This window comes from Rhodoferax sp. (assembly GCF_039922535.1).
In the GTDB taxonomy this organism is placed as follows: Bacteria; Pseudomonadota; Gammaproteobacteria; order Burkholderiales; family Burkholderiaceae_C; genus Rhodoferax_B.
Map to the genome: position 1 here is coordinate 1 of NZ_JBDTEM010000208.1, position 12759 is coordinate 12759.

Consider the following 12759-nt stretch of genomic DNA (forward strand, 5'->3'; position numbering starts at 1 on the left):
CGCCGTCGTCATCGGCAAAGTTGGTGGCGATGGTTTGGAACTGCGCATCGATGGCGCTGAAGGCATCCACGATGTCCGGGTCAAAGTGCGTCGCCCGACCCTTGAGGATGATGTCGTGGGCCTCTTCGTGGGTGAAGGCGCGCTTGTAGACGCGTTTGCTGATCAGCGCGTCGTACACGTCGGCCAGGGCCATCAGCCGGGCCGAGATCGGTATCGCATCGCCCACCAGTCCTTGCGGGTAACCCGAGCCGTCCCACTTCTCCTGGTGGCTCAGGGTGATTTCCTTGGCGTAACGCAGGAAGGGCATTTGCTGGCCTTCTTCTTCCTCGGCGTGCACCAGCGCGGCATGGCCCAGCGTGGTGTGGGTTTTCATGATCTCGTATTCGCCGTCGTCCAGCTTGCCGGGCTTGAGCAAGATGCGGTCGGGGATGCCGACCTTGCCAATGTCGTGCAATGGGGCCGATTTGTACAGTGATTCGATCGCCTCGTTGCTCAGCTCGGCCGCAAAACGCGGGTGCTCTTGCAGGTAGATGGCCAGCGCCTTGACGTATTTTTGCGTGCGGCGCAGGTGGTTGCCGGTTTCGTTGTCGCGGGTTTCGGCCAGCAGGGCCATGGCGCGCACGGTGATGTCCTGGATGGCGACGATCTCGCGGGTGCGTTTTTGCACCTCTTGCTCCAGGTAGCGGCTTTGGTTTTGAAGAAAATCACGGGCCAGCTTGAGTTCAATGTGGTTGCGTACCCGGGCCATCACCGTGGCCGGACTGATGGGCTTGGTGATGTAGTCCACCGCACCCATGTCGAGGCCGATTTTTTCGTCTTCGGTGGCACTCATGGCGGTGAGGAAGATCACTGGAATGTCCGCAGTGTTCGGGTCGGCGCGCAGGCGGCGCAGTACCTCGTAACCGTCCATGTCGGGCATCATGATGTCGAGCAGGATCAGGTCGGGCTTGCCGTCGGCACTGGCGATTTTCAGGGCCCGCTCACCGCTGGGGGCCAGCTTGACGCGGTACTCGGTGCGCAGCAGGCTGCTCATCAGCGACAGGTTGTCTGGCGTGTCGTCTACCACCAGCACGGTGCGTTTTTCGCCCGGATCTAATGGGTGGGTCATGGGGTGTGGTCTTGCATTTAGGGGTGCACCCGGCGCGCGCCGGTTTACTGCACTTTCAAGCTGTTGAGTTGCCAGGCCGAACGGTTGTAGTACATCTCGGCACGCAGTTCAGGCGAGGCATCAAAGGGGTAAACGATGAACAAGGGGCCCTTTTCGCGGATGGACATGGGCTTGTTGTCCAGCAGGTGGGCCACGATGGGGTCGAACTTGGTCGCGTCGTCGAAGGGAATCTCGGTTTTGTAGTCGTTCAACGCGGTTGCCACAATTTTGCTGCCCTTGGCACCGGCGGCGGCCAGTATGTCACGCAGCAGCGGGCCGGTAAAGGTGACGGGCTTGGGGTACCACGGGGTCTGGGTGGTAAATGTTTTTTGCGGCAGTTTTTCCAGCATCTTCATGTCAAAGACGGCATTGGCTCCGCTATTGGTCTGGCTCACCGTGCCGTTGATGGTCAGTACCACGTTGCCAGTGGGCTTGTCTAACGCCACTGCCGCAGCGCTCCAAAGAATGGTGCTGGCAAGTGCAATCCGGGCGGCGTGCAGTGAAATTGGCATGGTGGTATCCCGAGCTGATACAACGTGTAAGTCGCAATTTGTTACGCGCAACTATAGCAAGGGATGGTCCGCTAGTGTCAAAAACGCGCAGGTTTCCAGCGTGTGTGTAAACAGAAGACGGCAGAGTAAAGGCCTGCGAGACCTGCCGCAGGGGCTTTTGAGATCGTCAGCCGGGTGGCGCGCCGCGCTGTGCCCGGGCGCGGGCCAAGGCGGCGGCGATGGTGGCTTGTTTCGGGTTGATGGCTGCACTTGCCTGCGCCGTGGTCAAGGGCTCGGTCGCGATAATTTTTTCAGGCCTTTCAGTGCCCTGGCGTTTGTCCTGGCGCAGTCTATCGCTATGTTTGGTATAGCGTAGGCGGGCGTGCTCGGCATCGGCTGTAGACCATGCGCTCCAGCCCGTGCGGCTGCCGCTGGCATTTACCATCTGGATGCAGTCCACCGGGCACACCGGCAGGCAGAGTTCGCAGCCGGTGCAGTGCGCAGTGATTACGCTGTGCATGCGTTTGTTGCTGCCAAAAATCGCGTCGGTCGGGCAGGCGGCGATGCACAGGGTGCAGCCTATGCACCAGGCCTCGTCGATCACGGCCACGGTGCGTACCGCCTCCATGCCAAAGTCAGGGTTCAGCGGCAGCGCAGGCTGGCCGGTGATGGCTGCCAGCCGGGCAATGCCCTCGGCTCCGCCGGGTGGGCACTGGTTGATGGGGGCGGAGCCCTCAGCAATCGCCTGGGCGTAGGCCGCGCAATCCGGGTAGCCGCAGCGCGTGCACTGCGTTTGCGGCAGGGCGGCGTTGATGAGCTCGGCTAGCCCGGATGCGGTGGATGCTTGTGGCAAGTGGTTTAGGCCTTGCGCTTGGTCGATTTCTTAATCGGCAGCTTGGCAGACGCGTGCGGAGTGGTTGCTACGGCTTCGGCCATCACCACGGCAGGCACGGGTGCGGCGGTTGGGGGCTTGGAAGCCGCTACCGTCACGGTGCCGGTGTTGTGCGCCTTGATAAAGGCCTTGACCTCGGGGTACACCACATCGCGCCAACGGCGGCCACTAAAAATGCCGTAATGGCCTGCGCCCTGGGCTTCCATGTGCTGCTGTTGGCTGGCGGGGATGCTGCTGCACAGGTCGTGTGCGGCCTTGGTTTGGCCCGAACCGGAGATGTCGTCCAGTTCGCCTTCCACCGTCAGCAGAGCAGTGGTGGTGATGTCCTGGGGCTTGACCAGCTCAACTGTGCCGTCCAGGCCACGCACGTTCCAGGTGCCGTTGACCAGTTTGAAGTCTTGGAACACGGTGGAAATGGTTTCCAGGTAGTAGTGGGCATCCATGTCCAGCACGGCGTTGTACTCGTCGTAGAACTTGCGGTGCACTTCGGCGCTGACATCATCACCCTTGATCAGGTCCTTGAAGTAGTCGTAGTGGCTCTTCGCGTGGTGGTTGGGATTCATAGCCACGAAGCCGGTGTGCTGCAAAAAGCCGGGATACACCTTGCGGCCCGCACCGGGGAAGCTGGCCGGTACCTTGTAGATCACATTGTTCTCGAACCACTCGTAGCCCTTGTTCATGGCCAGGTTGTTCACCGCGGTGGGCGATTTGCGTGCGTCGATGGGGCCGCCCATCATGGTCATGGTCAACGGGGTCAGGTCGCCGCGCGAGGCCATCAGCGACACGGCGGCCAGCACCGGCACGGTGGGCTGGCAGACGCTCATGACGTGGCAGTTGCCGTAAATGCCTTGCAGGTGGCGGATGAACTCCTGCACGTAGTTGACGTAGTCGTCCAGGTGGAATTCGCCCTCCGAGAGCGGCACCAGGCGGGCGTTCTTCCAGTCGGTGATGTAGACCTTGTGGTCTTTCAACATGGTTTTGACGGTGTCGCGCAGCAGCGTGGCGTAGTGGCCGGACAGCGGCGCCACGATCAGCACTGCGGGCTGGCCTTTGAGCTGGGTCAGGGTGTCGATGTCGTCGGTAAAGCGCTTGAAGCGGCGCAGCTCGCAAAACGGCTTGTCAATTTCCACCCGTTCGTGGATGGCCACCTGGGTGCCGCCTACCTCGATGGTTTGCAGGCCAAAACTGGGCTTTTCGTAGTCTTTGCCCAGGCGGTACAGCAGGTCGTAACCCGCCGAGACGCGCTGCGACATGGCGTTTTTGCCCAGTGGCGAGAGCGGGTTGCTGTACAGCTTGGAGGCGGCTTGCGCAAAATCAGCAAACGGCTCCATCAATGAGCGTTGGGTTTCGTAGATTTGGTAGAGCATGGCGACCTAAAACGTGGGAAAAGAATGTTGCAGTGCAATATAGCAGTGGATTGGACTAATTAATTGGAGTAGTAACACCAATATGGAGCGCAGAAATACCCGTTATGGGGACGAAATTGCCCAGAAACAGGCGCTTTATGCAAGCTCGGTAAATACCGCAACCTTTTGCACAGTGCCGCCCATTGCTTACACCAAACTGGCCAAGGGGTGCGCGCCCTGGTGTCTGGGCCGGAAATGCGCTTCCACCCATGCCGGTGTCACATCCTCCAGCCGGGCGGGTGTCCAGCGCGGGTTGCGGTCTTTGTCCACCAGCAATGCACGTACGCCCTCACGCAAGTTGGGATGCGCACAGCAGCCTAGCGACACCTGGTATTCCAGCCGGAACACGTCTGCCAGCGACAGGTGCAGGCAGCGCTGCCACAGCGCAAACGCCAGCGCCGCGCTGGTCGGACAGCCCTGGGTATAGAGGGCCGCCGCGCCCGCCAGCCACGGATCGTCGGTCTGCAGGCTGCGCAGGCGGGTGTCGATCTGCATCAGATCCTCCCCGGCCACCAATTGCTCAATCTGGTCGAAATGCGTGCGCACCTGGGACGCGGGCAGGGGAGCTGCTGCGGCTTGTTGCGCCAGTAACCGGGACAGATGGGCGTGGTTGTGCTGCGCATTCAGCGTCCACGAGGCCTGGGCCAAGGCTTCCAACAGAGCGCCTTTGTCAGCGTGCGACAAGGCATGGTCGGCCAGCCCGCAAAATAACGCATCGGCGGCGTTCAGCGGCGCGCCCGTCAACGCCAGAAATAGGCCGACCCGCCCTGGCATGCGCCGCAAAAACCAACTCCCGCCCACATCCGGGAACAGACCGATGCTCACCTCGGGCATGGCCAAGCGGCTGCCGCCCGTAACCACCCGGTGCGATGCGCCCACCATCAAACCCAGGCCACCGCCCATCACGATGCCGTGGCCCCAGCACAGAATCGGCTTGGGGTAGGTGTGGATGGCGTGGTCCAGCGCGTACTGGGTGCTGAAAAAGCCTTGCACGGCGGCCACCGGGTCACCGCTGTCGCCTACCAGCGCTTCGTGCATGCGGCGCAGATCACCGCCTGCGCAAAAGGCTTTGTCGCTGCTGGCCTGCAGCAGCACCCCTGCCACCTGGGGGTCGGTGGCCCAGAGCGCCAGCTGCGCGGCCAGCGCCTCCACCATGGGCGGAGACAGGGCGTTCAGCGTGGCCGGGGCGTTCAAGGTGGCCACGCCCCACTGCAGGCCACTGTGGGTGACCAGGGTGTCAAAAAGGACGGCAGAGGTGGGTGGAGCGGTGTTCAAAGGGTTACTACGTATTTAATAGCTGTCAGCGCAGGTGGAATGTGCGTTAGAGCCATTTTATTTATATAAGAATAGGCGGTGGAATACCGCTGCGCCTGCCCCTACACTTGGAGCGATCGATCAGACTCTTTGGATCCCTTTGGATAATAGTGCGTATGAATAACCCTGCCGTTCTGCTCTCTACCAGCGTACCGTCGCGGGCCTTGCGCCCCCGCATCAGCGTGGTGGTGCCTGCGTTCAACGAAGCCTCCAACCTGCCCGCATTGTTGGCCGTGCTGACCGCCACTTTGCGGGAATTGACCGACCAATGGGAGGTGCTGGTGGTGGATGACGGCAGCCGCGATGCCACCCCGGTGGCCATGCTGTCGTGGCTGGTGGAGCCTGGCGTGCGCTATGTGCGCCTGAGCCGCAACTTCGGCAAGGAATGCGCACTCACCGCCGGTATCGAGCACGCCCAGGGCGAAGTGGTCCTGTGCATGGATGCCGACCTGCAACACCCGGTAGAGATGATTGCGCCCATGTTGGCGCGCTGGCGCGATGGGGTGGACATGGTCTGTGCCACCCGTGCCACCCGGGCCGATGAAACCCTGGCCAAACGCGTGGGCACTTGGTTGTTTTACCGCTTGGTCAACACCAACCGCATGGTGCAGATCCCGGTGGACGCGGGCGACTTTAGGCTGATGGACCGCCGCGTGGTGGACGCGCTGAAATCCCTGCCCGAGCGGAATCGCTTCATGAAAGGCCTGTTTGCCTGGGTCGGCTTTCGCACCGAAATTTTGCCCTACACGCCCAACGAAAGGGCCTCGGGCAAAAGCAGCTTTTCAATCCGGGGGCTGGCGCGGCTGGCGTTTACCGGGGTCACCTCGTTCACCAACTTTCCGTTGCGGCTGTGGAGCGCGCTGGGCATCCTGATCGCCTTCGGGGCCATGCTGTTTGGGCTGTGGATTGTGTTTGAGCATTTCTTTGAAGCCCAGCCCGTGCCGGGTTGGGCCACACTGGCCACCAGCATGCTGTTTTTCAGCGGTGTGCAGCTGCTGTCCATCGGCATTCTGGGCGAGTACGTGGGGCGGATTTTTGACGAGGTCAAGCAGCGGCCGATCTACATCGTGGCCTCCGAGCTGGGACGCAGCCATTTTGTGGACCCGGAGGCGTAGTGGCCCGGACCTTGGCGGTCTGCAGCGATGACTTCGGCCTGACGCTGGGCATCTCGCAGGCCATCAGCGAACTGGCCCACGCCGGTCGCATCACCATGGTGTCGTGCATGCCCCAGGCCCCCGCCTGGCGGGCCTCACTGCCGCTGTTGGCCCAGCTGCCTGCCGGGGTGCAGCGCGGCCTGCATTTCAACCTGACCGAAGGCGCGCCCTTGAGCACCGAGCTGCGCCGCGTCTGGCCGCAGTTTCTGCCCTTGCCGCGCCTGATTCTGGCCGCGCACCTGCGCCAACTGCCCCTGGCCGCCCTCGCCGCCGAGTGGGCCGCCCAGTGGCAGGCGTTTGCCAATGCCACCGGGGCGGCGCCCGATTTTGTGGACGGCCACCAGCATGTGCACCACCTGCCCGGCGTGCGCGGCGTGCTGCTGGAAGCCATTGCCGCATTGCCCAGCGTGCCCGCCGTGCGCAATACCGGCCACCTTACCGGACCTGGCTTTGGCGTGAAACGCTGGTTGATTGAGGGCACGGGCGGATGGGCCTTGCAGCGGGCGCTGGTGCAGCGCGGCATCCGTCACAACCCCAGCTTGACCGGGGCCTATGACTTCATCGATCCCGATTACGGCAGGCAGATGCGTGGCTGGCTGGCGGCGCTGCCTGCCACAGGCGGATTGCTGTTTTGCCACCCCGGTTACAGAGAAGATGCGCCCACCGTGGCCGACCCGATTGCCCCGGCGCGGGTGCGGGAGCTTGCCTATCTGGGCAGCGAGGCCTTCTTGCACGACCTGCAGGCTGCCGACGTGGTGCTGGGCTCGGTGTGGTGATTGCTATTGTTTAAATAGCTGCCAGCGCAGGTGCTATCTGCGCTGGAGCCTGATTTTTTATAAATTTACGGACAGTCGGTTCCGCGCGCCACTTGCAGCAGTTGCGCGTTGGCACCAGTGAACACCGGGTTGACGCTGCCCATCGCGGCCGGGGGCTGGTAGCCCTTGTCTGCCACCAGCCAGGTGTTGCCGGGGCCGCAGCGCAGGTCTTTGGCGCGGTCCAGCGTCCATAGAATTTTGGCGGCAGCGCTGGGATCGAAGCGGGCGGCATCGGCGAATTCCTTGCGCCAGTTGTCGTGCTGGGGGATGCTCGGGTCGTCCCAGCTGCTGAGCACGATGGCGGGCGTTTTCAGCTGGGCATAAAACGGCACGTCGTAGAACGCACTGTCGATGAAGACCACGCGGTCACCGGGCTGGTTCAGCGTGGCAAGCCGCTCGGCCACGTCGCGGTGCGAGCCGGGGGCTTTCCAGGCCAGACCCGCCACGATGGCCAGGCACACCACGGCACTGGCGGGCAGCACCCAGCGCCAGGCCCGACCCCGCGCCACCACCAAACCCAGCAGCGCACACCACGGGGCCAGGGCGGGCAGGATGTAGCCCACCAGCTTGCTGCTGGGCAGGCTGAAGAAGCCCACCACCGCAATGCCCCACCAGACCAGCAGGCTGGTCAGGCCGGGCAGGGTCGAGGCATCGGCTTCGGGCACGGCGGTTACCGGACGGCGCAGCCACAGCGGCCAGGGCAGGGTGAGCGCGGGCAGCACAGCGATGTAGAACCAAAACGGGTGCACGTTGTTGAAGCCCGCCTGGGCAAAGCGGCGGAAGTGCTGCTCGATGAAAAAGTAGTCGTTGAATTCGGCAAACTCGCGCTGCATCAGCACAAACCACGGCCCGGCCACCGCCACAAACACCAGCAGCCCCAGCGGGTGCAGCATGCGCAGAATCTGCCGCCAGCGCCCCTGCGCCAGCAGCCAGGGGCCCAGAATCAGCATCGGCAGCACGATGCCAATTAGCCCCTTGGCCAGCACCGCCAGCGCGCAGGCCAGCCACGCGGCCAGCAGCCAGCGCAGGTCTACTTGGCGGGGTGACTCCACAGCGCGCACAAAGCACAGCACGGTGACCGTTAACACCCCGGCCACCAGCATGTCCAGGTTGGCGTACTGGCTGCCGACAAAGAAGAACGGGCAGGTGGCCAGCACCCCCAGCGTGATGGTGGCGGGGCGCAGTCCGACCCAGCGGCGCAGTGCCAAAAACAGCGCCGCTCCCATCAGCCAGGCCCCCACGAACGCGCCAAACCGGGCGGCAAAGGCGTTCACACCCAAGACCTGCATGGCGGCCATGTCTAGCCAGTACATCAGCGGTGGCTTGTGGAAGAAGGGTAGGCCGTTGAGCGTGGGCACCAGGCCATAGCCAAAGCCATTGCCCTGCAGCATTTCACGCGCCACGTTGCCGTAACGGCCTTCGTCGGGCAGCAGCAGCGGGCGCACGCCCAAGGTGGCCAGTAGCCAGACGGCCAGCAGTCCCAGCACCCGGCGGGACGAGGTCCAAAAATGGGAAATGGTCAAAACAGGCCCGAAGCGATGTTGATGGTCAGCGCCACCAGCGTGGTGTTGAAGAAGAAGGCCAGCACGCAGTGCGCTGCACCGGTACGCCGCATGGCCGAGGTGGTGAAGCTCACGTCGGCCGTTTGGCCCGAGGTGCCAATGATGAAGGCGAAGTAGACGAAGTCGCCGTAGTCGGGGTGTTCCGTGCCAGGGAATTCCAGCCCGTCGGGCTGTCTTTTGGCCCGGTTGGAGTAGAAGTCGTGGGCATAGTGCAGCGCAAACATCACATGGGTAAAGGCCCAGGAAGTGGCAATGGTCAACACAGACAGCGCAATGTGGGCGTAGCGCTGGGCACCATGCATGTCTTTCACTTGCGCCAGCTCGGCAATGATGGCCCCCAAGGTGGCCAGCGCGGCTAGCGCCACCATAGCCAGCACGGTGCGGCGGCCTTCGTCTTGCTGCGGTGAGCGCATGCGCATTTTGTCGTGGTCGGCTTTCAGCATCATGTGCACCGCCAGTGCCAGGTATAGGCAGGAAAACACGTTCCAGCTGATCACCAGCCGGGTCACCGTTTGCAGCCCGGGTACGCCCGACAGCAGCACTGCAGCGAGCAAGCCCACCAGGACCGAGGCAAACAGGCGAGGCCGGGTGTGGATCTGGCGGAACAGGAAAAAGCGGGGCAGGGCATTCATCGGCGCGATTCTAGCGAGGGGCATTCTGGTATTGAGCGGCTTTACGGGGTCTTTGCGGTGCAGTGGAAGGGCCGGAAATGCGTACGGCTGCGCTACATCTGTGCACCCCATCCATCTGTTTTGTACCCAGGCAGGCCGCACCGGGCGGGCTTACTTGCGTCGCCGTTGGCGGTGTCGAATCCGCTGCTGAAATCCCCGCCACAAGGGGAACTGGGTCAGCGCCGTGAGGCCAATGGCCCCCAGGTGAGCACCGACGAGACGGATCCAGAGTTCAAGCCCGACCGCATAGTGCGCCCGGTTGGTGCTGAGCACGGATTGAAACGCCGAGAACGCCTGGTTTTCCTTGACGATGACAGCCTCGGTTCCCGCGGTCAGCAAAGCATAGCCCAGGGACAGGGAAAGGATCAGGCTGGCCAATACGAGGCCTATTCGGGCCGGTGTGGCACCCGCGCGCAGTGATGCCAATAGCGAACCGGTCATGCCTACCAGCACCAGGTAGGCCGCCAGTGCCAAGAACGAGCCAAATCCTGCAGAGTCCGCCATGAGTTCGACGAGGTTGTCGGTGGCTGCCTGGGTGACTATAGACCAATACTGGATCGGCAAAAGCACAGCCGCAGACAACAACCACCAGATGGGTGCGGCTGCCATGCGGCTGCCGGTGATGGCCGCCGCGACCAGTGCACCGCCCGTGAGCGAGACGAAGACCACACTGGTCAGCGGCACAAACCGGGCGATATCTTCCAGCGGCATGGGCCAGTTCAGCACAGGTGAACCAATCACCGTATGGATGGAGTCCGGCAGCACCGCAAATTGGACCATGGCCCAGGCGACGAGTCCATGGACGGCCACCAGCAGCGGGTAGGCCATGCCGCGGCTCTGCGCAACGCTAAGCCAGCGGGCGGCAATGGCCGGGAGCCCGAACACCCAGAGCATAAAGGCCGCCAGCAGCACGGGTGCCAGCACCGGGTGGTAGGGATTTGGGAGCTCGCGCATCCGGTATGGGATGAACGGCAGCCGTGTCACCACCACGATGGCCACAGTCAAAACCAGCAAGCCCATGCACGCTTGCCCTAGGTAGGCGCGCCATCGGAACACGGGAGCCGTTGGGGGGATATTTCGGGCGGTGGAAGGCCGGTCTGCCAAGGTGTCTACCGGCATGGATGGTATGGCCGACTGGGTCACCGTATGCGGCCGGGCTACCGCGCCGCTCCTTTCCGGTCGCACGGCTGCCGATTTGGGCTGTGCGTACACGGTACCGGCCGCCGCGATCAACAGGCCAAAGCCCAGGCTGAGTCTGGGCGCATCGAACATGCTGTCGAAGGCACCCACGGCGAGAAAACCGATCAAACTGGCGAGTAAAACCGCCGCGAAGGCATTGCCGCGCCACGCCCACTGCGCCAGCCGCGCGGTCGCCACGGCCACCAGGCCGCAAAACAGGAACAGCCCGACCCAGCCCTGCTCAAAGAGGACCTCCAGCCAGAGATTTTTGATATGCCAGGGAAGGTGGTTGTAGGGCGATGAGAAATACCAACGGTCTGCACCCGCCTGAAAGTTGCCATTCACAAGGTGATTCACGCCTTCGGCATCGATCAAAGCGATATCGTCAATATCGATGGCTTTGTCTGGACTGGCATTTTCCAGCGAGAGCTTCGCCAGTCGCAGGCGGTTGGCCCCCACGCTGGCCGAGTTCAAGCTGGCCTGGAGGGGCTGCCACTTGCCCGCCTCGCCCGACCACGGAAACGTTGCCGACTGGCAGCCGAAGCCCTGCAGAAAGGTGCGGTCGCACAGCAGCACATTGACGGCGGCCCCTTGGCCTTTGGCCCGTATCTTCAGGTTCAACTGGTAGTCTTGTGCCGGTTGTACGGAAACGATCTGTTCGACATACAGCGTGGCACCGGGTTGGATGCGCAAAAACGTATTGCCCGCCTCGGTTTCGAAGCGGTGCACCGCCGGTTTGTCCTTCTCGCCGCTCAGTAACAGATAGCTTTCCGGATAGCGCCCAAGGCCCATCCCGAACAGGGTGGTGGTCCAGTTGTCGGTCATCATGGCCACGGCTTCGCTCCAGTGGCTGGTTCGGATATTCAGGTCCGCGCTGCTGGTGGCGAACCGTGACTGCATGAAGGAGCCCAGGATCACCGGGGATACCACCAGTCCCGCCAGAGCCAGACCGGCAGCGAGCTTGAACCCATCACCTACGGCGCGCCCCTTGGTTCGGCGGCTGGACAGAAGTGCCCATGCGGCAATGACGAGGATTTCGACCACCAGTGCCCCGACCGCCGCACGGGAAAACGTCATCATGACCGCATAGATGCCCGCTGCGCACAGTAGCGCGGCCGCCACGCGGGCGGTGGGCCGCTGAGAGCGCCAGGCCCATGCCGCCGCAAATGGCAGCACGGTGATCAGGAAAGCATCCAGATGGGCACCGCCGGTGTGCATGGTTGAAAACAAGCCCACCACGCGGAAGTCTGCCGTGAAATTCGCCAACCCGGCATAGGCGACGCGCTCCCAGATGACCGAACCGGCCGCGGTGGCGAGGCCGAGGACCATGCCTGCACCCAGTGCCCGCTTTACATTCTGTCCGGCTGCTGCGTGGCCACTGAGCAGCACAGCCAGGCCGATGGCGAAGACCAGGCCCTTGGCCAGGCGGAGCGCGGTGTAGTGGCTGTAGGGGCTGGCCAGCGCATTCGTATCCAGCGGCTGTAGCGGCAGCACCCCGATCACGGCGCTCAGCAGAAAGGACGCGCAAAACCCGGCCACCAAGCACCAGAAACCGCGTCCGGGCGCCGCTGCCAGCGGGCGACCGGCAGACTGCCAGAGCCCTACCGCCAAGGTCGCCAGCACGAAGCCGTCGAATTCATCGATGAAGAATCTTCCGGTCCACGGTGCCAGGTCCAGCACCGGCAGCAGAGCAGGCAGCGCGAGCAGCCAGGCCATGGGGTAGCGCACCAGGATGATGCTGTAGACCAGCAGTGCGATGGCGAGCTGGATTCGGCCCATCGGATAGTCCGCCACCAGGGCACACGCTGCCAGGGCACTCACCAAGGCGATAGTTCTGGCACCGAGCAAACCGACGCTGCTGGCGAGTACTGGACGGGAGGGCTTGAGGGGGGCGGTGGCCGCTGCATCCGCGGCGGCAGAGGGGGCGATCCACTGCGCCACCAGCGGTGCGAAAAAGTAACCCAAGCCTGCGGCCAGGCCCGCGATGACGATGTTGCCGGTATCCGGGTTCCGGGCCACCTGGAACAGCTTGGTGGCTTCTACCAGCAGCGCAATACCTGCGGCGGCGGTCGCCGCAGCGTAAAGCCTTTTTTTCAGGGGCTTTGTGTGGCCGATGTCCATCCGCCAG

General features: G+C 63.2%; 10 protein-coding genes. 2 read left to right on the top strand and 8 right to left on the bottom strand.

All coding sequences use genetic code 11. The annotated features are described in order from the left end of the window. The 5 genes from ABI213_RS09915 to ABI213_RS09935 form a co-directional block, all read right to left on the bottom strand. Positions 1-1108, bottom strand: a 1108-nt coding sequence (locus tag ABI213_RS09915) for a two-component system response regulator (protein WP_348026911.1), incomplete at its 3' end; no start/stop codon positions are given. Between the two features lie 44 nt (positions 1109-1152). Next, a complete protein-coding gene (locus ABI213_RS09920) occupies positions 1153-1659 on the bottom strand; it encodes a molybdopterin-dependent oxidoreductase (protein WP_348005331.1) in 507 nt (168 codons plus the stop codon). A 166-nt stretch (positions 1660-1825) separates the two neighbouring features. Next, the gene (locus ABI213_RS09925) at positions 1826-2491 is read right to left on the bottom strand and encodes an RnfABCDGE type electron transport complex subunit B (RefSeq protein ID WP_348005332.1); all 666 of its coding nucleotides are present in this window, start codon (positions 2489-2491) and stop codon (positions 1826-1828) included. A gap of 5 nt (positions 2492-2496) precedes the next feature. Next, positions 2497-3897 carry a polyhydroxyalkanoate depolymerase gene (phaZ, locus tag ABI213_RS09930; RefSeq protein ID WP_348005333.1) on the bottom strand — a complete coding sequence of 467 codons (1401 nt, stop codon included), beginning with the start codon at positions 3895-3897 and terminating at the stop codon, positions 2497-2499. Positions 3898-4083: 186 nt separating this feature from the next. Further along, on the bottom strand, positions 4084-5211 hold the full coding sequence (locus tag ABI213_RS09935; RefSeq protein WP_348005068.1) for an enoyl-CoA hydratase/isomerase family protein: 1128 nt from the start codon (positions 5209-5211) through the stop codon (positions 4084-4086). Between the two features lie 155 nt (positions 5212-5366). Between ABI213_RS09935 and ABI213_RS09940 the strand changes: the two genes are divergently transcribed. Together ABI213_RS09940 and ABI213_RS09945 are read left to right on the top strand one after the other, a co-directional pair. After that, complete coding sequence (locus ABI213_RS09940) at positions 5367-6365, top strand: glycosyltransferase family 2 protein (RefSeq protein WP_348005067.1); 999 nt, start codon at positions 5367-5369, stop codon at positions 6363-6365. Next, positions 6365-7180 (top strand): ChbG/HpnK family deacetylase, encoded by an 816-nt coding sequence (locus ABI213_RS09945; RefSeq protein WP_348005066.1) that lies wholly within the window; start codon positions 6365-6367, stop codon positions 7178-7180. Before ABI213_RS09940 ends, ABI213_RS09945 begins: the two co-directional genes overlap by 1 nt. 65 nt (positions 7181-7245) lie before the next feature. Here ABI213_RS09945 and ABI213_RS09950 read toward each other — a convergent pair whose 3' ends face one another. From ABI213_RS09950 to ABI213_RS09960, 3 genes are all read right to left on the bottom strand, one after another. Next, a complete protein-coding gene (locus ABI213_RS09950; protein ID WP_348005065.1) occupies positions 7246-8742 on the bottom strand; it encodes a glycosyltransferase family 39 protein in 1497 nt (498 codons plus the stop codon). Then, positions 8739-9413 (bottom strand): DUF1345 domain-containing protein, encoded by a 675-nt coding sequence (locus ABI213_RS09955; RefSeq protein ID WP_348005064.1) that lies wholly within the window; start codon positions 9411-9413, stop codon positions 8739-8741. The genes ABI213_RS09950 and ABI213_RS09955 overlap by 4 nt, the downstream gene beginning before the upstream one ends. 150 nt (positions 9414-9563) lie before the next feature. After that, positions 9564-12759: hypothetical protein (locus tag ABI213_RS09960; protein ID WP_348026913.1), on the bottom strand; the 3196-nt coding region annotated here is incomplete at its 5' end.

What these genes read in the sequence shown, in the direction of transcription:
- ABI213_RS09920 (WP_348005331.1), bottom strand. Translation starts at nt 1,659, where the DNA reads ATGCCAATTTCACTGCACGCCGCCCGGATTGCACTTGCCAGCACCATT.
- phaZ (WP_348005333.1), bottom strand. Translation starts at nt 3,897, where the DNA reads ATGCTCTACCAAATCTACGAAACCCAACGCTCATTGATGGAGCCGTTT.
- ABI213_RS09940 (WP_348005067.1), top strand. Translation starts at nt 5,367, where the DNA reads ATGAATAACCCTGCCGTTCTGCTCTCTACCAGCGTACCGTCGCGGGCC.
- ABI213_RS09955 (WP_348005064.1), bottom strand. Translation starts at nt 9,413, where the DNA reads ATGAATGCCCTGCCCCGCTTTTTCCTGTTCCGCCAGATCCACACCCGG.